The following is a 23521-nucleotide window of genomic DNA, read 5'->3' on the forward strand; positions in this document are numbered from 1 at the left end:
ATGGTAAGCTTATTAGTGTATAAACGGATACTTTGTAAACCTAAAATTGATTGTGAGGTTGAAAATATGGTTAATGATTATAAAACAAAAGAAGAAGTACATAACAGAGCTAAAGATGCTGTGGGTATGACATTAAAAGAATTGAGTTTAAACGGATATGTAAAATCAACAAAAAGTTCTATGGGAGATGCATTTGAAAATTGGTTTGGCAAACAACCAGATAGTGAAAGTAAGCCGGACATGGAAGAAGCTGGAGTAGAATTAAAAGCAACACCTTTTAAGAAAATAAAAAATAACAAGTATAGTGCTAAAGAAAGATTAGTGTTAAACATGATTAACTACAATGATTTGATTAAAGAAGAATTTGAGACAAGTCACTTTCTATTTAAAAATAATACAATTGAGATCGCTTTTTATGAACATGATAATGAAGTTGATAAAGGTGATTGGTTTATTCGAGAAGCTATTTTATATCAAATGAAAGATAACCCAATTGATTTTGAAATTATAAAACAAGATTGGGAAAAAATATATAAATTTGTTGAAGAAGGTCGAGCACATGAATTAAGTGAAAAACACTTTCAATATTTATCTCCATGTACAAAAGGTAAGAATGGAGAGTCAGTAAGAACTCAACCTAACTCTGATGTGATGGCAAAGACACGAGCATTCTCTCTAAAAACAGGTTACATGACATCTCTACTAAGAGATTATGTGTTAGGTACTCAACAATGTAAATCAATAATTAAAGATAGATTTGAAGTTAAAGAGAAGAATATAGAAGAGATTGTTTCAGGAAAATTTACACCTTTTATAGGATGGGCTTTAAATGAGTTATGTAACCATTTTGGTATAAAAAGTAATGCAAAAAATATTAATAGTATAGTTGCATCAGCTATATTGAATATAAATGGCAAACATGATTTAACTGATAAATTAAATGATATAGAAGAGTTTGAAAAAGCATCTATAGTTGTAAAGACTATTAAAGTAAATACAAACAATGTAATTGAAGAGAGCATGTCATTTCCTACTTTTGATTTCAAAGAATTATCTGAAGAAGACTGGGAAGATGAATATGGTTCACCTTCTGCTCAGTGGCATAATTTCTTGTTAGAATCACGATTTCTATTTGTAGTATTTAAAGAGGAAGATGGAAAAATTGTTTTTAAAGGTACTAAGTTCCACTCTATTCCTGAAGAAAAAATAAATACTACAATAAAAGAAGTTTGGGAGGATACAAGAAATAAAATTAGAGAAGGTATAAAATTAAAAACTAATTATGATAAAAATAATAAAATTAAAATCACTAATAATTTTATTGGATCAGGAGAACATAAAATATGCCACGTGAGACCCCATGCTACTAAAAGTGATTATTCTGTAGATGGGAAATATGCTAATGAATTGCCTACTCCTGCTCAATGGCAAGGCAAACCGGATGGTTACAATTTTTCGAACAAATGGATGACTAAAACATGTTTTTGGTTAAATGCCGCTTATATTAGAGAACAAATTGAAGACTTGCTTGACTAGTGTTATAGTATACTTCGAAAAATTAAGCTGAAAATTAATTTATAGATCTATACAGAGCTGGTGAAAAATATTAGAACGATTGTTCGGTTTTTGATATAATAAATATATTCATTAAATTTAAGGAGCTTCAAAATGAGTAAGATTAAGGTAGCAGAATTATTTGCGGGTGTTGGCGGATTTCGTTTAGGCTTAGAGAGTACTAATAAAAAATATTTTGATGTAACATGGGCTAATCAATGGGAACCATCTCGAAAAATTCAACACGCATATGCTTGTTATAGCTCTAGGTTCAATAGTGGCGTTCACAGTAATGCAGATATCACCGAAGTCACAGATAAAGAAATGGCGGATACAAGTGCTGATATGGTTGTTGGTGGTTTCCCTTGCCAAGATTACTCTGTGGCAAGAAATTTAAGAGGTGAATTAGGAATACAAGGAAAAAAAGGTGTGTTATTTTGGCAAATTGTGAGATTTATACAAAATACAGTACCTAAATATATATTACTAGAGAATGTTGACAGATTACTTAAATCTCCTTCTAAACAAAGAGGGAGAGATTTTGGTGTAATGCTCTCGACTTTACATGAATTGGGCTATGATGTTGAATGGCGAGTAATCAATGCAGCTGATTACGGAAATGCACAACGAAGACGTAGAGTGTTTATTTTCGGTTACAGACGTGATTTAAATTACGCAAAAATGATGGGGAATTATAGTTTAGAAAAATTGATATATAGTAAAGGTTTATTCGCTGAAGCTTTTCCAATTGAAGCTACTCCTAATAAAAACAGGACGACTTCGACGAAGGTTTCGAATGATATTGTCGAAATCTCTGACACCTTTAGTCTTCAATTTTTTAATTCAGGTGTTATGAAAAACGGAGAGATACAAACAATTGATACTGTTCCTATATATGAAAGTCCGACCCCGTTAAAAGAAATACTTGAAGCAGATGTTGCAGATGAATTTGAATTATCTGACGAAAAAATTGAAAAATTTAGGTATTTAAGAGGACCTAAAAAGATATTAAGAACATCAAATACAGGACACGAATATTACTTTTCAGAAGGTGGTATGTCTGAAACAGACTCTATAGATTTACCAGCTCGTACAATGCTTACAAGTGAAGGGTCAGTCAATCGAAGTACACATTTAATTAAAGATAATGAAAGATATCGTCTACTAACTCCTGTCGAGGCAGAAAGATTAAATGGTTTTCCTGATGGTTGGACAGATACTATGGCAAATAGAATGCGTTATTTTTGTATGGGAAATGCATTAGTTGTACCAGTTGTTACAAGAATTGCTAATGAAATAGAAAAAATAGAAGAAATGAATAAAGATGATTATTCGCAATTGAATTTATTCTAAGGAACATTTTACTAATAAAAAAGACATTCGTATTTATGACGAATGTCTTTTTTTCTAGTAAATATTAGTTTTCATTTTCTAATATAACGTCTTTATACTTATGGACATCGATACGGTTAACAATCTCTCTTTTGATTGATTGAACATGTTGTGCTTTGTTCATACTACTAGGCATATTAACTGGTTTGTAATTTTCCCAATAGTCGAGTTCCGTGAATAATTCGTGCAATGATTTCATAAAAAATACCACCTTTTCATTTTTTATAAATAAAATAGCCCTTCTTAGACAAGAAGAGCTTTCGCACATCTTCTCATCTTTCAATTCATATCAATGAACTGTTGGAGTTAGCACATCGCTTGTTAAAGCTGTTGCTGGAGTTTCACAGGGCCAAATCCCTCCACTCGCTCTTAATAAGAGAACTATTCTATTTAAAAATACTATAACCAAAATTTAACAGAATAGCAAATAACTAGTCTAAATATGTATTCCACATAAACATTTACTTCTATTTAATTTTGAATTAATACTATTTTGATAAATTTAAGAGAAAGAATAGTATTAATAATTACATAACTAAACTAGGAGTGGGTACGTTTTATGAAGAAAAAGTCATCGGGTATCTTATTTAGTCTATCAGTTGCAGGATTTATAATTGCATCTTCAAATGCACATGCTAACACCTCAGGAGAGACAAACGAGCCAATACATAATATTGAACAATCGGTAAATAAAGATGACAGTGTACAACAAAATATATCGTCGACAGAAGGTAAAAACATTTCTTCTAAAGATACAACAAAAACAAATAATGAACCTCAAAATGACACTTTAAACTCTGAAGATAATAATCAAAAAAATATAGAGCCGCCAAAAGAAAATGGACAGATGAACATAAATTCATCAGATGAAAACCAAGCACAGCATGAACAAAATGAGCAAGATATTACTGATCAACAAACTCTAGATGCTACAAATCCAGAAGAGAATTTACTAACTGAAAAGACTCAAAGTAAAAAACAAAATGAGGAAATAAGTGAAACACCTCCTAAAAACACAATTGATTCTCATGAGAATATAGCATCAAATCATAACCCAGGAAATACTGTACAAAAAGAAACAAGCGTAACAAATGAAAATACCAATAATACAACTAAAGAAAAAAGTGAAGATCAATCACATAACAAATTTACAGAACAACAAGGCCATAAAAATGGAAGTACAAAGATGGACCAATCAGTGAAATCAACAAATACTGAAACACAAAAAAATGAACAACCATCAAATGAAACGCCACAACCGTCTCAAAATATTTCAGAAAAACCAGCTAGTGAATCTCAACAAGCGACTCAAAATCAACAATCAAACGAACATCGTTACCCAATTTTAACAATTGGTGCGGATAATTCAGAAAAAAATCTCACTTGGTACCATGAATCAGATGAACAAGGCTACGTGGAAATTGCAGAAGCAAACAAAGATGAAGATTTTTCTAATGCAAGACGTATTGAAGGACAAACGCATGAGGGAAGTAACACGGAACTATTTTTAAATAAAGATGTACCAGATATGAATTATACACAAGCCACGCTATCCAATTTAGAAGAAAATAAAGAATATATGTATCTTTTTTATAATGGTGACAACGGAGAGAAATCAGCAATACGTCGATTTGATACTGATAACAATGGCGAAACTAACTTTATTGCAGTAGCTGATCCACAATTAGGTGCTTCAGGTAATTTAGAAGAAGACAATGCAGGATGGCAAAACACAGTAAATCAAATGGATCAATTAAACAAAGATCCTGACTTCTTATTGAGTTTAGGTAATCAAGTTAATGAACCTTGGGATGAAAAAGCTTATAGTGGTTTCATCGAAGCACAAGGTATGGAGAATTTTACAGTTGTACCCACATTAGGTAATCACGATAGAGCAAACAAAGCATTTTCCCAACATTTCAACCTACCGAATTTACAAGATGATGGAAAAAATTTAGCGAGTTCAAATTTTTACTATACTCATAATGATACTTTGTTTGTAAGTTTGAATTCGGAAAGCTTGGATTTTAAAGGTCATGAAGAAACACTGCGACGTGCAATCGAAGATACAAAGGGTCAAGACCCTAAATGGATTGTTGGTTTAACACACCGTAATCCATACTCTGCAGGTAAACACTCAGATACATTAGCAACTAAAAATAGACGTAATCACATTGCACCTTTAATGGAAAAATATAATGTAGATCTTGTATTAGGTGGTCATGATCATTCTTACAGTCGTTCGCATGTCATGAAAGGTAAAGAACCACAAGTACAATGGGATGAAAATGGTGAAGCACCGCAATCGTATACAAATCCAGATGGTACAGTTTATGTTACTTTAAATTCTTCGAGTGGTAGTAAATTTTATGAGCTTGATGGTGAAAAAGATTACGCTGCGAAATCAATTCAAGACAACAAACCTACGTTTAGTAAAGTAAATATCAAAGATTCATATATTGAAGTCCTAACATATCATGTACCTCAAGGTTCAGAAGAACTAGGTGAACCTATTGATAAAGTACGTATTAATAAATCATAAATGTTTTACATGAAACATTCCTTGAAAACCCCTCACATCAGAAAGGTCAGTCATCGGGTTGTCTGGCCGAACAATGCCAGGCGTCTAGAAAACAACAATGAAGCACGCACTTCTTATCTAAAAGGAGTGCGTGTTTTTCATATCTTACAAGGTAACTACTAGCCTAGATATTTCCGCATTTTATATACTTTAATATCGCCTTCACCAGTTTCACCTACATAATCGTAACCTTGTTTTTGGTACAAGCGCTGGGCAGAAGTGTTATTAATTTCTACCGTCAGTGAAATAATATCATAGCCTTTATGTAAGGCAAGTTGTTCAGCATAAGTAAGTAGCTTTTTAGCTATACCCATACCTCTAAATTGAGAAAGTGTGGCAAGCATGCTTACATGATATTCTCCTGAACTACCTTCATCTAAATTAATCAAAGCGACTATAGCTTTAAAGTTATTGATGAACTGAGGCACTATTTGCAGTTTCTGTATTTTTACTATCTGTTCGACAGTGGCTAATGTCTGACTTTCAAGCGTATCATAAGGAAGACAAGAGATAGCACCGGCGGGTTGACCATTTACAAAAGCAATAATCGTGTTGTTGTAGCTAAATCGATTGCCATTTTGTCGCCATAGATTTTGCATGCCTTGTTCAAGTTTAATTTCATTCTCTGTATTGAAAAAGACTTTGGCCATGTCATCAATTGCTAATAAGTTAAAATATCCACCCTTTTGTAATTCAGGATAGGCAGGTTTAATTATTATACGTGACAAAATAATCCTCCATTCATGATTTACGATTTATATTAACATTTACCCTTAAAGTGACAGAAATAAATTGAATATAAAATTATTTTACAAAGAACTATCTGATATTACGGTAATCGATAATATGTAAAGTGTTCAACTCATTTGTTATAAAGAAAACAACCTTAATAATTAGACGTTTGCAACACAATTGTATTGTGCTAAACTTAAAATCAAGGCATTCGAGTGTGAAGGGATACCTAAGTTTATGTTAAGGGGAAAATGAATAATGAAAGAAAAACTAATTTTATCAACGATACTTGCTGGAACGCTTGCGTTAACAGGATGTGCGAATGACTCATCACAGAAGGGTTCCGAAGAAAGCAATAATAAAAATCATGCAAGTGAATCGAAAGATAAAGAAAATGGCAAACCTTATAGTGACGTGGCGTATCCTAAAGACGGCGTGAAAGGTATTTATGTTAGTGCAAATTCAACAAATGGAGAAAAATTTAAAGAATTAACAACATTTATTGATGAGACTGATTTAAATGCGATGGTTATTGATGTTAAAGATGATACAGGTAATGTGACTATCAATTTTAATACTGGTAATAAGCAAATTGATGATAATACGATTGATATCGTAGATGCAAAGCCATTACTTAAAGAAATGGAAGAAAAGAATATTTATCCCATCGCGAGAATTGTTACTTTTAAAGACTCAAAATTAGCTGAAGACCACCCAGAATGGTCATTTAGAGAAGAAGATGGCAGTGTATGGGAAAGTGATGGCGGTGATAAATTCGTTAACCCATTTAACAAAAATGTATGGAATTATAATATTGATATTTCTAAAGAGGCGGCTAAAGCTGGATTTAAAGATATCCAATATGATTATGTACGTTTTCCTGAAGGATTTGAAAATGTGGAAGGTAGCTTGCAATATAGCAAAGATGGATACGAAGATAGTAAGTTAAGTGATGTAGACCAGCGTGTTGATACAGTCACTCAATTTTTAAGTACTGCTAGAAAAGAATTAAAAGATTATGATGTGAAAGTATCGGCTGATGTATTTGGCTACGCAGCAATGGTAGAAGAGGCTCCTGGAATAGGTCAAAGCTTCCCTAAAATAGCTGAAAATACAGACGCAATTTCATCTATGATTTATCCTTCGCATTGGAGTTCAGAAGATTTCGGTCTTGCGGCACCAGATAAAGAACCGTACAAAGCAATAGATAATTATTTAGATAAAGAAACGTCAGTGCTAAATGCATTAGGCAAAGACAAACCAAAATCACGCCCATGGTTACAAGATTTTACTGCTCAGTATTTAGGTGAAGGTAATTATAAAGCGTATGATAGTCAAGCAATTGAGGATCAAGTTAGAGCGCTTAAAGATCACGGCGTAAATGAATTCTTATTGTGGAATGCTGCGAATGATTATACAACAGGCGTAGATTACACACCTGAGGCAGATAAAGAGAAATTAAAAGAAAACAAACAAGAATTAAAGGACGAATCAAAAGAAAGCAAAGATAAAGAAAAGTAATATAAGTAAATTAAATTGTCGACAAAGACTCAAACTTTGTCGGCAATTTTTTCGTGTGTTTTATTCGACTTAATATTAAAGCTTCAAACAATTTTAACAATCTTTAAATGTGAAGACGTATCTGTATTAATAAAATAATGCTTAAATAGTATTATAGTTATTTATAAAGTGGAGGATAAAATGAAAGACAATAAAGTAGTGATTGCATCTGTGACAAATGAAAAACAGTTAGAAACTGTTCTAAAATATAAAGATAATATAAAAGCAGTGTTTATTTTAACGGGTAACTTTATAAACATAAAAGAGTATGTGAAGCTGTATCAATCACATGGCATTGATGTTTATATTCATGTAGAGATGATTAAAGGATTAAAATTAGATGATTTTGGTTTTAAATACATAAAACAAATAATCCAACCCCAAGGTGTTCTAACCACAAAAACGAGCCATGTTAAATTAGCTAAGAAAAATGCCATCTTTGTGATTCAACGTTTCTTCTTAGCGGATCATGATATGAAAGAAAATATCATTAATACTGCTCGTGTAAGTCAACCTGATTTGTTAGAAATAATGCCAACAATTACATCATTTTTAATCAACTCTATTCAGTCACAAGTGAAGATACCAATTATTATGGGCGGTTTAGTAGATAGAGAAAGTTACTTAACTCAAGCACTTGAAGATGGTGCATTAGGCGTATCGACAGCGAATAAAGAGATGTGGAGAAGAGAATTTACTGAATTTTTACATGAGCATTGATGAAACTCAATATTGGTTTGTTACATTGAATATGACAAGTAAACGACAGGCAATTGGAGAGCCAAATAAGCGTGTATCTACACGTTTATTTGGCAATTTTTTTTGGGAGGTTTTAAGGCAAATGAAAAAAATTGGTTTTCTATTGTGTATTGGATTGTTATTTTTAGCCGGTTGTAGCGCTGAAGAAAACAACAATAAGACAAAGGATGGCAAGGTCAAAATAGAATATTGGCATGTCAATGCAGAGACGCAAGGCGGTAAAACTGTAAAAGAACTTGTGAAAGATTTTAATGCGCAAAGCGATGATGTTTACGTGCAATCTAAATATAATCCGGACATGTATAAAGGATTAATACAAAATATGATGTCTGAAGCGGCGGGTGGAAGGACACCAGATGTTGTTCAAATTGGTTGGTCATTTAAAAACTATTACAAAGATAACTTTGAATATACATCACCTGAAGATGTCATTAATGAATCATTTCCAGAAGATAAGAAATTTATAGAGGAAAAATTTGATGACAAAATGTTGAGTATTGCACAGGATGAAAAAGGTGAGCAGTTAGGACTGCCGTACTCTGTAAGTAGTCCCGTTATGTTTATAAATAAAGATATTTTACGTAAGGCAAATTTAGATGAAAGTGGTCCGAAAACGTGGGAAGAAGTTCAAACATATGCTGAAACGATTCGAAATAAATCAAATCAATACGGCGTGTTTATACAAGAACCAGCTGATAGCTGGGCACAACAAGCGATCGTTGATAGTAACGGTGGCAAAATTGTTAAAGATGGAAAAGCATCATTTGCGAGTGAAGAGGGCGTAGAAGCGTATCAATTGATGCAAGACATGGTGAAAAATAAATCAGCATTACATACAAATGATGAACAAGGTCAACAAAGCTTTATTAACGGTGAAGTTGGTATGTTATTTACAACTAATGCGAAACAAAAGCATATTAAAGATAACGCCAAGTTTGATGTCGAAGCGATAGAAATGCCTAGCTGGGAAGGCAAAGAGAAAAAAGTTCCCGCTGGTGGATCAATGTTAGGTATTACTTCAGATACAAAAGAAGAGCAAGAAGCATCATGGAAGTTTATGAAGTACCTATATAAAGTAGAGAACATGGCTAAGTGGACGAAAGGTACAGGTTATGTGCCGCCGCGTAACGATGTTGTAGATAATCCAAAAGGCTTGAAATCATATGTTGCAGAAAATGAGATGATGCAACCCGCAATTAAACAGATGAGCAATGTTGTGCCATGGGCTGCGTTCCCTGGTAATAGTGGTTTAGAAGCCGAACAACAACTCATTGATATGCGAGATAAGATACTCGGTGAAAATGCAGATGTAAACCAAACAATGAAAGAAACACAAAATAGAATTAATCAGGAATTAGATTAACGAGTTGAGGAGGGGCAAGCAATGAATAAAAAATGGTTACCTTATGCGTTGTTATTACCATCTGTAATCATCATTTTAATATTTAACATTATTCCTTTAATTTATACCGTGTATTTAAGTTTTTTTGATTGGAATATGGTTAAAACACATAAAGAATTTGTGGGATTGAATAATTATATTGATCTTTTTACAGATCCCAAATTTTATATGATTACCGTTCAGACATTTGCTTATATTGCATTACTTATCGTATTTAATACAGTAATGACTTACATTTTTGCATTTATCGTAGATTACTTTGTCGGCAAAGGTAAACGGGTTTATCAAACGGTGTTATTTATACCTTCCGTAATTTCTTTAGTGGTAGGAGCGATGGTGTTCCTTTGGATACTAAATCCTGTATCGGGGCCTGTAGCACAAATACTCGATGTGTTTGGATTATCGATACCGAATTGGACCACTACGAATGGCTGGGTCATATTCGTGATTAGTTTAATCGTTGCTTGGAAAGTGTTTGGCTATAACTTCCTAGTACTATATTCAAGTATTATCGGTATTCCAAGAGAGATGATCGAAGCGGCAAAAATAGATAATGTAAAACCATCGCGTATTTTTATCGATATTATTTTACCGATGAGTTCAGCGACAGGCTTTTATATTTTAATTATGACGATTGTCCAAGGGTTACAGTATGTCTTTACGCCCATTAGCGTCATTACTAAAGGTGGCCCAAATTATCAGAGTAGTAACTTAATCTATCATGCTTACCACGAAGGTTTTACTTTATATAAGACAGGAATGTCAGCTGCAGTATCAACAATTACGCTAATTATTTTCTTTTTACTATTATTGATTCAGTTTTTAGTGGTTGAGAGGAGGGTTAAGTATGAAAACTAAATCTTATATTGCTCACATTGTATTAATTATGTGTATATTATTGGCAATCTATCCGATTATTTTTGCGGTAAGTAATTCATTCAAAAAGTTAAGTTATGCGTATGATTCTATGCTTAATTTAATTCCGATACCATTTACGATAGAGAATTTCGATAAGCTAGTTAACGATATTCCATTGCTACAAATTACGACGAATACATTCGTAATTGCGAGTGTGATTACGATTGTTAAAGTGGCAATCTCATTTTTAGCAGCGTTTGCCATTGTCTTTTACCAATTTAAATTTAAAAAAGTGACATATATAGTACTTGTAGCAACTATTTTCGTGCCATTTACAGTAACAATGGTTCCGAACTATATTATTATGGCACGTTTAGGATTTGTGGATTCGGTTTGGGGTGTCATTTTACCGCAGCTCGCAGACGCAATTGGTATATTCATGTTAACGCAGTCTATGCGTAATATTCCGAGAGCTTTATTAGACTCGCTTCAAGTAGATAATATTTCAGTGTGGCACACGATGAAAGATGTAATTGTACCGATTACTAAGCCCGCACTAACATCTACAAGTATTTGGTTTTTTATATTGTCATGGAATGAATATATCTGGCCGAATTTAATGTTGAAAAATGAAGAGAATTATACGCTACCTTTAGCATTACAACTGTTCGTAAGTTCAGAAGGTGGGACGAACTTTACTGTGGCGATGGCCTTAAGTGTATTAACGATGGCGATTCCACTCATTATATATTTAGTGTTCCAACGTTTTATTATCGCTACCTTTACTACTAGTGGAATTAAATAGGAGGATGACAATGGGTACTTTAGAATTGAAAAATTTAAGTAAATCATTTGGTGACACCAAAGTAATTGAGGATTTAACTTTAAAAATAAATGACGGTGAACGTGTTGTGTTTTTAGGTCCTTCTGGGTGCGGAAAGTCTACCATACTCAGAATGATTTCAGGTATTGAGAGTGTTTCAGACGGTCAAATTCTTTTTGATGATAAAGATGTAACAAGTTATGAACCGGGGGAAAGAGACATTGCGATGGTCTTTCAAAACTATGCATTGTATCCGCATATGAGTGTAGAGAAAAATATTACTTATGCATTAAAACGGAATAAAGTACCACAAGAAGAGATTAACCAGAGACTGGACCAAGCACTTTCTATACTTGATTTGAAACATTTAAAAGAGCGTAAACCGAGTGAATTATCAGGTGGTCAACGTCAAAGGGTTGCGTTAGGGCGCGCAGTTGTTAAAAATGCTTCATATTTCTTATTAGACGAACCATTGTCTAATTTAGATGCCTTATTACGTGTTTCTGCAAGAAGAGAGTTGTTGCATTTACATGACATGTACCAACATACCTTTATTTTTGTAACGCATGATCAGTTAGAAGCGATGGCATTGGCAGATCGTATTGCGTTGTTTAATAAGGGTGAAATACAAATGTTCGACACACCTGAAAATATTTATAATCATCCACGTAATGTCTTTACGGCACGTTTTATTGGTGCACCTCCGATGAATATTCTGAACGCAACATATGAAGATAATCGACTTAAATTTGATACACAATTTTCAATAGACACAAAAAGCCTAAATCAACAATATTTAAATCAGTACGAAGGACATCATCTTTTAGTCGGTATTCGCCCTGAAGCAGTTCATATCACAGACGAACAAACTGAGCTGAAATTTGAAATAGAAGATATTGAAAATTTAGGTGAATGCTACAGTTTGATTGGTAAGTTAAACGAACAAACATTGACTGTGAAAAGTTATGACAAGCCTGAACAATTAGTTGTAAATATAAAGTTTGATATGAATAAAGTAATATTATTTGACCAAAATACAGAAATAAATATTGAGGAGCGATAATCATGGCATTAATCTTAAGTACAAACACATATATTAGAAGCGGATTAGCACCAATTTATAGTCTTTTAGAAGCAAATCCAAACTTAGGCATAGAACTTTTTGGTAACAACCAAGATGAAGACTATACGAAGGAATTACTTGAGCTAGGTAAAGATTCACAACGTTTCTTAACATATCACGAACAAATTTTTGATGTAGAGCATTCGCATCCGAGAGAAGAAGATTCATATAGCTTAAAGCAAATTAGATTGGCAATTGAACACTGCGTGGCATTAGGTATTAAAGATATTGTTTACCATGTAAATAATGTAGCTATTAACAATAAACAGCAAATGATTGCTGAGACAACACGTAATTTAGACAATATTACGTCAGAAGCGAAAGTACAAGGTGTAAATATTTTAGTGGAAAATGTAGGGGTAGATACTAAGCAAAATAAACTGTTAACAGAATCAGAATTTATTGATTTCTGTAAAGAAAGAGAGAACAGTGTATTAATTGATGTGGGACACGCTAACGCTAATAATTGGGATTTAGAACATGTGGTTCACCAACTTAAGCATAAGATTAAATTCTATCATTTACACAACAATGACGGTAAGCATGATGACCACAATTTATTGCATGAAGGAACATTAGACATGGATGCATTTTTTGAAATGTATCATCAATATACGCCGAACGCACATCTGACTCTAGAATATAATTATGATATAGGTGAACAACCAGAAAACATCCAACGGGATATTAATTATGTCGTAGGTAAAATGGAAAGAAAATAAAATACACATAGCGCACTCGATAAAATCAGAATGTACAAAATATATAGTACATTCTGATTTGTTATATTGTATAATACTGTATATAATAAATTTTATATAAATATAATTCAAAGAGGTGCACCGTTTTAATGATTAGAATATTGATTCCATGCTTTAATGAAGCGTTTGTAATTAAACAAACCTATGATAAATTAACAGAAATTATGCAACATGATAGTTATATTAACGGTTATACATATGAATTACTTTTCGTGGATGATGGAAGTAGAGACCAAACATTAACAATAATTCAACAATTATCTGAATTAGATAGTAGAGTGAAATATATTTCGTTTTCACGTAATTTTGGTAAAGAGTCAGCGATGTATGCAGGTTTGAAAGCAAGTTCGGAAGCTGAGGCGTTGATAATCATAGACGGAGATTTACAGCACCCGCCTTCATTGATTCCGCAAATGATTGTAGATTTTAGAAATGGCGAAGATCAAGTGGTGGCTAAAAGGGATAGGACTGGAGAGCGTTGGTTACGTAAGCATCTGTCTAAAATGTATTATTTAATGATTAATAAAATGGTAGATGTTACCTTAGAGGATGGCATAGGAGATTTCAGGTTATTGAGTCAGCGTGCCGTTAAAGAAGTTGTTAAATTAGGAGAATACAATCGATTTTCAAAAGGATTATTTGCATGGATTGGCTTTGAGCCTAAAGTCATTGAATATCAAAATGTACAACGTGAAGAAGGAGAGTCTAAATGGTCATTTAGTTCATTGTTAAATTATGGTATAGATGGACTGATTTCCTTTAATAATAGACCGTTACGTATTATTATTTATTTAGGATTATTCAGTTGTTTGATGAGTTTCCTCTACATTGTATTCAATTTAATTTATACGCTGAGTTATGGTGTGTCTACGCCTGGTTATTTCACTACTATTTTTGCGGTATTATTTTTAGGCGGCGTGCAGCTGACTTCTTTAGGTGTTATTGGAGAATATATAGGTAGAATTTATTATGAAGTGAAACAGAGACCGTTATTTATTATACATAAGACGAATTTAAATAAACATGAGGTAAATTAATATGAAATCACTAAATTTGGACAAGATGTATCTGACACTTACAGCACTATTTTTATTTTACTATTTTATGGCGTTCTTTTTACCATTAACCCATGATGATTGGGATTGGTATAGTCAGTATGGCGTGCAAATGTGGCAGGAAAAATATGCGAATTTAAATGGACGTTATTTGGGTAATATTTTAGAAACTGTAGCAGTTCGTTTGGATTGGTTTAGGTGGATATCTTACGCGTTGATCAGCATGGCTATGATATATATTATTGTTCGTTTTACTCATAATACGAAACAGCCACTATATTATTTAATAGCTTTCATACTTATGGTTACGATACCAAGTGAGATATACAAACAAACTTATGGATGGTTTGCAGGCTTTTATAATTATGTCCCAGCAACATTGTGCGTGCTGTTCATTTTATGGTTTATTGTTACAGTTTTATTTGAAAGAAGAGGGCTTACACTTGTAATTAATATTGTCTTTTATATTATTTGTTTTATTGGGCAGTTTTTCATGGAAAATACGACGCTCTTTAATAGTATGATTTTGGTGTTAGCTATCGCCCTGAACTTATTACTTTATCGACAAATTAATCCTAAATTTATTGTTGGTTTATTATTATCTGTGGCTGGCACAGTAATCATGTTTTTAAACCCCAATTATCGTAAAATATTTTTTGAAGGCAGCAGTTACCAGAATATATCGAGTGAAACAGGATTATTCGATAAAATATTCCATACGGTGACTACAACAATTCCAGACTGGGTCTTTTTCAATCAAATTGTGATTTTATCTATGGTAATTGCTGTGGTGCTAGTTATGTTATATCGAAGTACTGCACTGCATAGCTTATCCAAGGTAAAAATAGGGCTGACTGTTAGTGGATTATTGATATTACCTATGTATTACTTTTTCATATATAAACAATTCGCATTACAAAATTTCCATTCAATGACTATAGCAAATCTGCTCAATACTTTGATTTGTATTGTATTCTTAAGTGCAATGATTTATGCAATACATTTAGTGATCGGGCAAAAGGAAGTACGTTATACACTATATTTACTCCTAGCCTCAACTTTACTTGTATGTGCACCTTTAGTCATTGTATCACCACTCGGTCCAAGGAATTTTTATACAGTATATGTAATTTATAGCATCATTTTATTGATTTTATTTGTTCAACTCAACGTCATACATACATTGTGGCGTAATATGATTGTGGGAATTGCAATCATGTTTGGTGTTGTTTATTTGAGTGGTTTTTGCTATATTCACTATCAAAATGAAACGCGAATCGCGAATTTGAAACAAGAAGTAAAAGAGAATCCAGATAAGGATTTCTATACGATGGAGAAACTGCCATTTGAACATTATTTACATCATGCAACACCGACAAGTGATAAATATCAAACGCTATTCAATAAATATGAAGGTTTACCAGCAGATACAAAAGTTAAGTATGTACCTTTTGGTAGCGAAGCATAATACCATAATTATGTCCTAGGAAATAATTATGAATATAGAATAAAAAAACTGAGATGCGTATTATACGACGCACCTCAGTTTTTTTGTATCTTATGACTGTTCTTTGTCTAAAATAATTGTTTTATAATCGCGAACATCGATGTTTCTTAAGATTTCATTTTCGAGATGATGAATATGCTGTACTTTGGCCATACTACTTGGCATATTATTTGGTTTGTAGCTGTCCCAATATTCAAGTTCCGTGAATAATTCGTGCAATGATTTCATAAAAAATACCACCTTTTCATTTTTTACAAATAAAATAGCCCTTCTTAGACAAGAAGAGCTTCCGCACATCTTCTCATCTTTCAGTCCATATAAAATGAACTGTTGGAGTTAGCACATCGCTCGTTAAAGCTGTTGCTGGAGTTTCACAGGGCCAAATCCCTCCACTCGCTCTTAATAAGAGAACTATTCTATTTGATAATATTGTAACTAACTACAATGCGATTGGCAAAATAAATGATTTGAATATGAGTTGTAATTAGTAAATACTTTTGCAAAACAGTACAAAGTATCAATTTAATAAAATGTTATGCCAAGCACTAAACCCAAAATTACAATTAGCCATGACGGAGCTTTACAGTAGGCTAGCAATACAAATAATATAGCAGCAAATGCGAAATCCATGTGTGAATTGATGGATGATGTGAAAATAGGATCATAAAGTGCTGCGATTAGAATACCAACTACACCAGCACTGACCGCTTTTAACATTGCTTTAGCATAGCGATTCGACTGCACGTGTTCCCAAAATGGTAAAACGCCAATTAATAGTAAAAAGGCAGGTAAAAAAATAGCGATTGTTGCGACAATACCACCTGGAATGCCAGACATAACGGTACCGATATATGCTGCAAAGGTAAATAATGGACCCGGCACTGCCTGTGTTAATGCGTACCCTGTTAAAAAGTCGTTTGCACTGATCATATCTGTTGCGACAAATGCTTGTTCTAATAATGGTAGAACAACATGGCCGCCACCGAAAACAAGTGCACCTGAGCGATAAAAATGATCAATCATACTCACCCATGAATTGGTTGTGAAGAAATTAATAATAGGTAAAATTAATAAAAAACTGAAAAAGAGTGTAAGTGCAATAACACCAACTAATTTAGGAATATTGAATATCTTTATTGATGTTTTACTTTCATCATTTTCTTTAAAGAGTAATAATCCAGCAAGCGCCACGATAATCAATGCACCCAATTGTGACATAGGATGAATCACTGTGACTGCCATAACTAAGGTAAATAGTGCAAAAAGCTTTGTTTTCACATCAGGCAAAAGCTTCTTGCCCATGCCAATAATGGCATTAAGCACGATGGCAACTGCAACTAATTTCAAGCCATGCGTCCAACCTAAATCACTGCTGTAAGCAAGGAGCAGCGTCGCACAAAGCATTAATACAATAACTGAAGGCAATGTAAAACCAATAAATGAAATAACGCCACCAAGTAAACCTGCCTTCGTTATGCCGATACCAAAACCGACTTGACTACTTGCAGGACCAGGTAAAAACTGACATAACGCGACTAAATTTGTATATTGCTGTTCTGTGAGCCACTTCCTACGTTTAACGTATTCATCATAGAAGTAACCGAGATGTGCTGTTGGACCACCAAAAGATGTACAACCTAATCTTAGCGCGACCAAAAAGACTTCAAGATATTTCATTAGCATAACCTCCCAATTTATAAATTATACTTCGCCAACAAGTTCTTTTAATTTTTGTTGGCTTTTTACTAACATTTCTTTACCAAATGAAGTGATGGTATAGTTCTTGCGTTGTTTACCTGCAACCACATTTTTCTCACTAACAAGCAATCCTTCGTCTTCCATACTATGTAAGAGGGGATACAACGTACCAGCGCTCATTGTATAACCGTGTTCTTGAAGTTCTTCAATCATCCAACTACCATAGATAGGATGTTCACTCGCATGATGCAAGATGTGAATATAAATAAACCCTAAAAACATACGTCTTTCTAATTTTGATTCCACATGCATTCATCCTCTCTAACTAATATATCGGAAATCGATATCGTATTTCGATTTCAATGTAACATTTATACTTTTGTCTGAGGTTGAATTTACATAAAATTTAAGAACTTATCATATTTTGTAATATTGCTTATAGCTCATTTTTCTTAATTAAAAAATAGTTTATTTAGTGAGAATTAGAAAATGTTTTTAAGATTTAAATTATAAAAATATTGTAAATATTCACTTAATTAATGTACACTGTATAATGTATACATTAAAAAGGGGTGTGAATATGAAATTTAAATTAGATTATGAAGAAATAGATTTAACTTTTGATAATGCTTATTGCATTGGATATTCAGGAAGAAATGTTGAAAAAACAAAGGAGCATATAGCTGAATTAAAAGAACTAGGCGTGCCTGAACCTAATTCAGTTCCTGAAATTTATCATTTAGATCCGCTACTTTTTAGACAAAATAAGTCTATTTCAATTATTGGTGATAAATCTAGTGGAGAAGCTGAAATTGTTATTATCTTTGATAATGATAAGCGCTATGTGACGCTTGGTAGCGATCACACTGATCGTGAACTAGAAACTGTGAGTATTCATAAGTCTAAACAATTATGTGCAAAGCCAATCGCCAGCACTATATGGGATTTTACTGAGGTAGAAGAACACTGGGATGAATTAGAGCTAAGGTCATTCGTATTCGTAGATGGGGACTGGCAATTATATCAAGACGATAAAGTAAGCAGTATTTTACCTTATAAAGATTTAATAACTTCTTTAAATCAAGATGACGCAAATTTAAAAAATGCTGTTGTTTATTGTGGTACTGTGCCATTGGTTAGTGGATTTAAATATCCGAATGCTTTTAAAGCTGAGTTAGTAAATCCATCTAATAACAAATATATTACATTAGAATATGAGGTAAAAAAACTATGATCAACGTCCAATTATTTCAATTTAATGTTGCTTTAGGTGATTTCGAAAAAAATAAAAATAAAATCATGCAATTATTTAGTGAGGAGTTGTTAAAAACTACAAGTATTGTTGTTTTACCAGAAATGTGGAATAACGGTTACGATTTAGAAAATTTAAATGAAAAAGCTGACGATAATCTGAAAGTAACCATAAACTTTATTTCAAATTTAGCTAAAGAATATAAAGTGAGCATAGTTGCAGGATCTGTTTCGAATAAAAAACAAGATGAAGTTTATAATACGTTAGTTGTTTTTAATGAAAATGGCGAACTTATTTACAATTACGATAAGATTCATTTGGTTCCAATGTTAGACGAGCCAAAGTTCATGGTTGGAGGACATTTCTTACCACAACCTTTTCAATTGATGGATACAGATATGGGGGGCATTATTTGTTACGATTTAAGGTTTCCTGAGTCAACACGTCAATTAGCAGTAAATGGCGCTAAAGTAATTTTTGTCGTTGCAGAATGGCCAGATTCAAGGTTATATCATTGGAAGCACTTAAATATTGCTAGAGCAATTGAGAATGCGGTATATGTTATAGCTTGTAATTCATCTGGAAGTGATGGCAAAACGACATATGCAGGACATTCTATGATTGTTGATCCAAGGGGAAACGTTATTCAAGAAGCTGGAGAAAGTGAAAGTACAATTTTTACAGAAATAGATGTGGAGCTCGTTCATGAAATACGTGAAAGTATACCCGTATTTAAAAATAGAAGAATAGATTTATATTCTTAATGAGCCTTTAAGGGGAGGACATTTTATGAAAAAATTTTTTTCATTTTCTTTATTAATAGTTTTAATATTAAGCGGCTGTCAAAGTGGTGAGGATAAAACTAAAGATGAGGAAGTAAAAACAATACGTCTGGCACATACTGGTTCAGATACACACCAATATAATATAGCTTCCCAAAAATTCAAAGAATTAGTTGAAAAGAAATCTCAAGGTGAGTTAAAAGTTAATGTCTATGGAAATGGAAGCTTGGGTAATGAAGACGAGTTAGTAGATCAAACGATGACTGGCTCAATTCAAATGTCTACTGTAGCAGCTGATAGTAGCTTGTCAAACACAATACCAGAAATGAACTTATTTGGTATACCGTATTTATTTGAAAATAAACAAGATGTGTATTCTAAACTCGATGGCAAACCAGGAAAAGATTTATTGAAATTAGCACAATCTAAAGATATGCAAGGTCTTGGATATTGGGAAGTAGGATTTAGGCATTTTACAAATAATAAAAGAGAGATAAAGCATCCTGAAGATATGAAAAATCTAAAGCTAAGAGTACAATCTGCGAAGGTATGGAATGAACATTTAAAATCTTTAGACGCAATACCTACGCCGATTAGTTTTAGTGAATTATATTCTGCATTAGATCAGGGCGTTGTAGATGGCCAAGAAAACCCATTACCAACAATTGCATCTCAAAAATTATACGAAGTACAAAAATATATTTCTTTAACCAATCATACTTACACACCTGCAGTTATCCTCATGAACCAAGATTATTATAAGAACCTTTCTGAGCAGGAGAAGAAAATAGTGAATGAAAGTGTTGAAGAATCAACAAAATATCAACGTAAATATATTGCAGACCAAGAACAAAAAATAAAGAAACAACTAAAAAATGAGGGCATGGTTATTACTGAAGTAAATCGGGATGAGTTTAAAAAGAATACGAATGATGTACAGTCAGAAATCAATGATCAAGTACCTAAATCCATAATTCGTCAATTTAGCGAATAAGGGGGATAAATATGAATAAATTAAATATAATAGAGAAGAAATTTATAACCATTCTTACTCACCTAATGACAGTTTTTATGATTTTATCGATCTTGACTATATTCTTGCAGCTCCTTACACGTTTTGTTTTTAAAACTTCAATTTTTTGGTCGCAAGAACTTTTAATGTTGTTTTTTGTGTACAGTATTTTATTTGGAGCAGTGGTATTAATGTATAAGCAAGAGCATTTACAAGTTGATTTATTTGAAAAGTTACCTAAAAAGTTAGAAAAAGCGCTAGATTATTTTGTGAAAAGTGTAATCACCTTCGTACTATTGATAATTTTTTATTATAGTATTTTACAAGTGAATTTAAGTATAAGTGCGGGGCAAGTTATGACTTCTCTGCCAATTGGTAGATGGATTATGTATATACCAATGCCAATATGTTTCATATTGATGATTTATTTTACTTGGAAGCCGGGTGATAAATCATGATATTATTTCTAATTATATTGCTATTTGTACTTATAATTATCAGAATGCCCATTGCGTTTTCTTTAATGACTGTATCTATTATAGGAATTGGATGGACTGGTATAGAATTTTTAGAAATTATACCGAGGAAAATGTATTTTGGCATAAATAATTTCTCACTTTTAGCTATACCTCTATTTGTATTAGCTGGAGAAATAATGTCAAAAGGTGGTATGTCTAAAAGAATTGTTGAATTCTCTAAACTACTAATTGGTCCATTGCCTGGTGGTTTAGCAATGGTTGTAATAATTTCGAGCGTATTTTTTGCTGCGTTAACAGGTACAGCGATAGCTGCAGCAGCTGCAATAGGTGGCATGTTGTTACCATTAATGAAAAAAGAAGGATATGATGAAGGTTTTTCTGCATCATTAGTTGCTTCGGCTGCGACTGTGGGGCCAATTATACCTCCTAGTATTATATTTATTTTATTTGGTGTTATGGCAAACCAATCTATAAGTGATTTATTTATTGGAGGAGTTGTTCCTGGTATTTTAATGGGGATTGGATTAATGATTTATAGTTACTTTGTAGGTAAAAAAGAAGGATATAAATCTATGGATAGTTTTCCCCCTTTAAAAGATATACTCTTAGGATTTAAAGATGCTATTTTGGCATTATTAATGCCAGCAATTATTATAGGAGGTATTGTTAGTGGATTATTTACTGCTACAGAATCTGGTGTAATTGCAGTTTTATATGCGATAATAATAAGTAGTGTTGTATATAGAGAATTAAACTTCAAAAAATTGTATGAAGCATTAATTAGTAGTACAAAGACTTCCGTTGGTATCATATTCTTAATAGGAAGTGCAGCAATATTTATTTGGTTTGTGTCCTTCAATAATGTTCCAGAACAACTACAATCCATGTTAGGTATTTTTGCAGATAATCCAATTTTACTATTACTTGTAATAAATATTGTATTATTAATAGCAGGTACATTTATAGATACAATAAGCGCAGTTACTATTTTCACACCGATATTCTTACCATTAATTATGGCAACAGATATAGATCCTATTCATTTTGGCGTAGTAATGGCTGTGAATTTATCTATAGGAATGATAACGCCACCGGTAGGAGTTTGTTTATTTGTAGTATCATCTATAAGTAAAGTGCATATTAAAAAAATTATCAAATCAGTTACACCACAATTAGCTATTTTAATTGTAATATTAATAATCATTACGTACGTACCATGGTTAATTACTTATCCGGTTTCGTTATTTAAATAAATTCTCTAGGAGGTTCAAGGATGTATGATTCTTTAAAAAAAGTTAATAGAAATTCAATAAAACAAGAAATATATGATCAAGTTAAGCGTTCATTATTTAATAATGAATTACCACTTGATCAATTTATTACTGAAGTTGAATTATCTAATTTACTAGACGTCTCTCGTACACCGGTTAGGGAAGCAATAAATGAATTAGTGTTAGAACAACTTATGATTTTTAAACCAAGAAAAGGTTATAAAGTAAATACATTTACTAACCATGAAATTGATCAAATTTTCTTATTGAGAGAATCACTAGAGATTGCTTGTGTGCCTTTTATTGTACAAATAATAGATGAAGATCATATTCATGATTTAAAAGCTATTATTGAAAAACAAATAAAAGCAGCTCAAAATGATGATTATTATACATTTATGTTATTAGACAAAAGTTTCCATACCTACTTAATGGAAATTATTCAGTTTGAGTTATTTTTAAAAAGCTATAATGTGCAACATGACCTATCCATTCTTATTGGTACTCAAGGATTAAAAAGCCAAGGAAGAATGATAGAAGTTATTGATGAACATAATGAAATAATTAAGGCACTATCATACAAAAATGAGGAAGCTATCGTAAACACGATGAAATCTCATTTAGAGAAATCTATGACTGCGTTTAAAGTGAAATAGTTGTAGTTTTTATAGCAAATATTTCCTATATATAAGTTTAAACAATGAATGATAATAAATAATTGAAGATACTATATTATTATGGAAGTGGCACTAATTTGGGCTGACTCCTGCGGGAAAGGCACTGGCCGAAGACTACAGGCTGAGGCCGTGCCCGCGGAAAGCATGCACAAAAAAGTGCCAACGTCTATACCATGAAAATAAGTTAATAGAAATATATAAAATTAAATCGTCGAGCTTTCAACGCAGCCTTAATTTAAATAT

General features: G+C 32.6%; 23 protein-coding genes and 2 riboswitches. Of the genes, 18 read left to right on the forward strand and 5 right to left on the reverse strand.

Going from position 1 to position 23521, the window contains the following annotated elements:
- Positions 1-66: 66 nt before the first annotated feature.
- Both MHB47_RS00515 and dcm read left to right on the forward strand, forming a co-directional pair.
- Entirely contained in the window at positions 67-1536 is a 1470-nt protein-coding gene (locus tag MHB47_RS00515) for a Sau3AI family type II restriction endonuclease (protein WP_340754256.1), read from the forward strand.
- A 132-nt stretch (positions 1537-1668) separates the two neighbouring features.
- On the forward strand, positions 1669-2907 hold the full coding sequence (gene dcm, locus MHB47_RS00520; RefSeq protein WP_340754258.1) for a DNA (cytosine-5-)-methyltransferase: 1239 nt from the start codon (positions 1669-1671) through the stop codon (positions 2905-2907).
- 64 nt (positions 2908-2971) lie between these two features.
- On the opposite strand, the gene MHB47_RS00525 is transcribed toward dcm, so the two are convergent.
- Complete coding sequence (locus MHB47_RS00525) at positions 2972-3145, reverse strand: hypothetical protein (RefSeq protein WP_340754259.1); 174 nt, start codon at positions 3143-3145, stop codon at positions 2972-2974.
- Between the two features lie 70 nt (positions 3146-3215).
- Positions 3216-3325: riboswitch (SAM riboswitch) on the reverse strand.
- A gap of 180 nt (positions 3326-3505) precedes the next feature.
- Here MHB47_RS00525 and MHB47_RS00530 point away from each other — a divergent pair.
- Positions 3506-5488, forward strand: coding sequence for a metallophosphoesterase (locus MHB47_RS00530; RefSeq protein WP_340754262.1), 1983 nt, complete (start codon positions 3506-3508; stop codon positions 5486-5488).
- Between the two features lie 158 nt (positions 5489-5646).
- Here MHB47_RS00530 and MHB47_RS00535 read toward each other — a convergent pair whose 3' ends face one another.
- The gene (locus tag MHB47_RS00535) at positions 5647-6255 is read right to left on the reverse strand and encodes a GNAT family N-acetyltransferase (RefSeq protein ID WP_340754264.1); all 609 of its coding nucleotides are present in this window, start codon (positions 6253-6255) and stop codon (positions 5647-5649) included.
- Positions 6256-6517: 262 nt separating this feature from the next.
- On the opposite strand from MHB47_RS00535, the gene MHB47_RS00540 reads away from it, so the two are divergent.
- The 9 genes from MHB47_RS00540 to MHB47_RS00580 all read left to right on the forward strand — a co-directional run bounded on the left by MHB47_RS00540 (position 6518) and on the right by MHB47_RS00580 (position 16068).
- Positions 6518-7780, forward strand: a complete 1263-nt coding sequence (locus tag MHB47_RS00540) for a putative glycoside hydrolase (protein WP_340754265.1) — start codon at positions 6518-6520, stop codon at positions 7778-7780.
- 180 nt (positions 7781-7960) lie between these two features.
- The gene (locus MHB47_RS00545) at positions 7961-8539 is read left to right on the forward strand and encodes a glycerol-3-phosphate responsive antiterminator (RefSeq protein ID WP_340754266.1); all 579 of its coding nucleotides are present in this window, start codon (positions 7961-7963) and stop codon (positions 8537-8539) included.
- Positions 8540-8660: 121 nt separating this feature from the next.
- Positions 8661-9941: an ABC transporter substrate-binding protein gene (locus MHB47_RS00550; protein WP_340754268.1), complete on the forward strand. Its 1281-nt coding sequence runs from the start codon at positions 8661-8663 to the stop codon at positions 9939-9941.
- 21 nt (positions 9942-9962) lie between these two features.
- Positions 9963-10838 carry a carbohydrate ABC transporter permease gene (locus tag MHB47_RS00555; protein ID WP_340754270.1) on the forward strand — a complete coding sequence of 292 codons (876 nt, stop codon included), beginning with the start codon at positions 9963-9965 and terminating at the stop codon, positions 10836-10838.
- Positions 10828-11643 carry a carbohydrate ABC transporter permease gene (locus tag MHB47_RS00560; RefSeq protein WP_340754272.1) on the forward strand — a complete coding sequence of 272 codons (816 nt, stop codon included), beginning with the start codon at positions 10828-10830 and terminating at the stop codon, positions 11641-11643. Before MHB47_RS00555 ends, MHB47_RS00560 begins: the two co-directional genes overlap by 11 nt.
- Before the next feature lie 10 nt (positions 11644-11653).
- Positions 11654-12724: an ABC transporter ATP-binding protein gene (locus tag MHB47_RS00565; protein WP_340754274.1), complete on the forward strand. Its 1071-nt coding sequence runs from the start codon at positions 11654-11656 to the stop codon at positions 12722-12724.
- Between the two features lie 2 nt (positions 12725-12726).
- Positions 12727-13506: a sugar phosphate isomerase/epimerase family protein gene (locus MHB47_RS00570; protein ID WP_340754276.1), complete on the forward strand. Its 780-nt coding sequence runs from the start codon at positions 12727-12729 to the stop codon at positions 13504-13506.
- A gap of 128 nt (positions 13507-13634) precedes the next feature.
- Complete coding sequence (locus MHB47_RS00575; RefSeq protein WP_340754278.1) at positions 13635-14582, forward strand: glycosyltransferase family 2 protein; 948 nt, start codon at positions 13635-13637, stop codon at positions 14580-14582.
- A gap of 1 nt (position 14583) precedes the next feature.
- Positions 14584-16068, forward strand: coding sequence for a DUF6056 family protein (locus MHB47_RS00580; protein WP_340754280.1), 1485 nt, complete (start codon positions 14584-14586; stop codon positions 16066-16068).
- A gap of 90 nt (positions 16069-16158) precedes the next feature.
- Here MHB47_RS00580 and MHB47_RS00585 read toward each other — a convergent pair whose 3' ends face one another.
- The 3 genes from MHB47_RS00585 to MHB47_RS00595 all read right to left on the reverse strand — a co-directional run bounded on the left by MHB47_RS00585 (position 16159) and on the right by MHB47_RS00595 (position 18111).
- A complete protein-coding gene (locus MHB47_RS00585) occupies positions 16159-16335 on the reverse strand; it encodes a hypothetical protein (RefSeq protein WP_176721524.1) in 177 nt (58 codons plus the stop codon).
- Positions 16336-16405: 70 nt separating this feature from the next.
- A riboswitch (SAM riboswitch) is annotated at positions 16406-16516 on the reverse strand.
- Positions 16517-16629: 113 nt separating this feature from the next.
- On the reverse strand, positions 16630-17784 hold the full coding sequence (chrA, locus tag MHB47_RS00590; RefSeq protein ID WP_340754284.1) for a chromate efflux transporter: 1155 nt from the start codon (positions 17782-17784) through the stop codon (positions 16630-16632).
- A gap of 24 nt (positions 17785-17808) precedes the next feature.
- Positions 17809-18111, reverse strand: a complete 303-nt coding sequence (locus MHB47_RS00595) for a PadR family transcriptional regulator (RefSeq protein ID WP_340754285.1) — start codon at positions 18109-18111, stop codon at positions 17809-17811.
- Positions 18112-18385: 274 nt separating this feature from the next.
- Here MHB47_RS00595 and MHB47_RS00600 point away from each other — a divergent pair, with 274 nt between their 5' ends.
- The 6 genes from MHB47_RS00600 to MHB47_RS00625 are packed head-to-tail and all read left to right on the forward strand — an operon-like array spanning position 18386 to position 23257.
- Positions 18386-19039 carry a DUF2848 family protein gene (locus MHB47_RS00600; protein WP_340754287.1) on the forward strand — a complete coding sequence of 218 codons (654 nt, stop codon included), beginning with the start codon at positions 18386-18388 and terminating at the stop codon, positions 19037-19039.
- On the forward strand, positions 19039-19821 hold the full coding sequence (locus MHB47_RS00605) for a carbon-nitrogen family hydrolase (RefSeq protein ID WP_031265948.1): 783 nt from the start codon (positions 19039-19041) through the stop codon (positions 19819-19821). Before MHB47_RS00600 ends, MHB47_RS00605 begins: the two co-directional genes overlap by 1 nt.
- A 25-nt stretch (positions 19822-19846) precedes the next feature.
- On the forward strand, positions 19847-20833 hold the full coding sequence (locus MHB47_RS00610; protein ID WP_340754289.1) for a DctP family TRAP transporter solute-binding subunit: 987 nt from the start codon (positions 19847-19849) through the stop codon (positions 20831-20833).
- An 11-nt stretch (positions 20834-20844) separates the two neighbouring features.
- On the forward strand, positions 20845-21309 hold the full coding sequence (locus MHB47_RS00615; protein WP_340754291.1) for a TRAP transporter small permease: 465 nt from the start codon (positions 20845-20847) through the stop codon (positions 21307-21309).
- Positions 21306-22583 carry a TRAP transporter large permease gene (locus MHB47_RS00620; protein ID WP_340754292.1) on the forward strand — a complete coding sequence of 426 codons (1278 nt, stop codon included), beginning with the start codon at positions 21306-21308 and terminating at the stop codon, positions 22581-22583. The genes MHB47_RS00615 and MHB47_RS00620 overlap by 4 nt, the downstream gene beginning before the upstream one ends.
- Positions 22584-22603: 20 nt before the next feature.
- Entirely contained in the window at positions 22604-23257 is a 654-nt protein-coding gene (locus MHB47_RS00625) for a GntR family transcriptional regulator (protein WP_046465742.1), read from the forward strand.
- Positions 23258-23521 lie beyond the last annotated feature (264 nt).

Source organism: Staphylococcus sp. FSL K6-3157, from assembly GCF_038005145.1.
Lineage (GTDB): Bacteria > Bacillota > Bacilli > Staphylococcales > Staphylococcaceae > Staphylococcus > Staphylococcus equorum.

Coding starts and splice junctions, on each gene's coding strand:
- MHB47_RS00530 (WP_340754262.1), top strand. CDS start 3,506: ATGAAGAAAAAGTCATCGGGTATCTTATTTAGTCTATCAGTTGCAGGA.
- MHB47_RS00560 (WP_340754272.1), top strand. CDS start 10,828: ATGAAAACTAAATCTTATATTGCTCACATTGTATTAATTATGTGTATA.
- MHB47_RS00545 (WP_340754266.1), top strand. CDS start 7,961: ATGAAAGACAATAAAGTAGTGATTGCATCTGTGACAAATGAAAAACAG.
- MHB47_RS00580 (WP_340754280.1), top strand. CDS start 14,584: ATGAAATCACTAAATTTGGACAAGATGTATCTGACACTTACAGCACTA.
- MHB47_RS00570 (WP_340754276.1), top strand. CDS start 12,727: ATGGCATTAATCTTAAGTACAAACACATATATTAGAAGCGGATTAGCA.
- MHB47_RS00540 (WP_340754265.1), top strand. CDS start 6,518: ATGAAAGAAAAACTAATTTTATCAACGATACTTGCTGGAACGCTTGCG.
- MHB47_RS00600 (WP_340754287.1), top strand. CDS start 18,386: ATGAAATTTAAATTAGATTATGAAGAAATAGATTTAACTTTTGATAAT.
- MHB47_RS00615 (WP_340754291.1), top strand. CDS start 20,845: ATGAATAAATTAAATATAATAGAGAAGAAATTTATAACCATTCTTACT.
- MHB47_RS00515 (WP_340754256.1), top strand. CDS start 67: ATGGTTAATGATTATAAAACAAAAGAAGAAGTACATAACAGAGCTAAA.
- MHB47_RS00620 (WP_340754292.1), top strand. CDS start 21,306: ATGATATTATTTCTAATTATATTGCTATTTGTACTTATAATTATCAGA.
- MHB47_RS00565 (WP_340754274.1), top strand. CDS start 11,654: ATGGGTACTTTAGAATTGAAAAATTTAAGTAAATCATTTGGTGACACC.
- MHB47_RS00585 (WP_176721524.1), bottom strand. CDS start 16,335: ATGAAATCATTGCACGAATTATTCACGGAACTTGAATATTGGGACAGC.
- MHB47_RS00610 (WP_340754289.1), top strand. CDS start 19,847: ATGAAAAAATTTTTTTCATTTTCTTTATTAATAGTTTTAATATTAAGC.
- MHB47_RS00550 (WP_340754268.1), top strand. CDS start 8,661: ATGAAAAAAATTGGTTTTCTATTGTGTATTGGATTGTTATTTTTAGCC.
- MHB47_RS00625 (WP_046465742.1), top strand. CDS start 22,604: ATGTATGATTCTTTAAAAAAAGTTAATAGAAATTCAATAAAACAAGAA.
- chrA (WP_340754284.1), bottom strand. CDS start 17,784: ATGAAATATCTTGAAGTCTTTTTGGTCGCGCTAAGATTAGGTTGTACA.
- MHB47_RS00555 (WP_340754270.1), top strand. CDS start 9,963: ATGAATAAAAAATGGTTACCTTATGCGTTGTTATTACCATCTGTAATC.
- MHB47_RS00525 (WP_340754259.1), bottom strand. CDS start 3,145: ATGAAATCATTGCACGAATTATTCACGGAACTCGACTATTGGGAAAAT.
- MHB47_RS00575 (WP_340754278.1), top strand. CDS start 13,635: ATGATTAGAATATTGATTCCATGCTTTAATGAAGCGTTTGTAATTAAA.
- dcm (WP_340754258.1), top strand. CDS start 1,669: ATGAGTAAGATTAAGGTAGCAGAATTATTTGCGGGTGTTGGCGGATTT.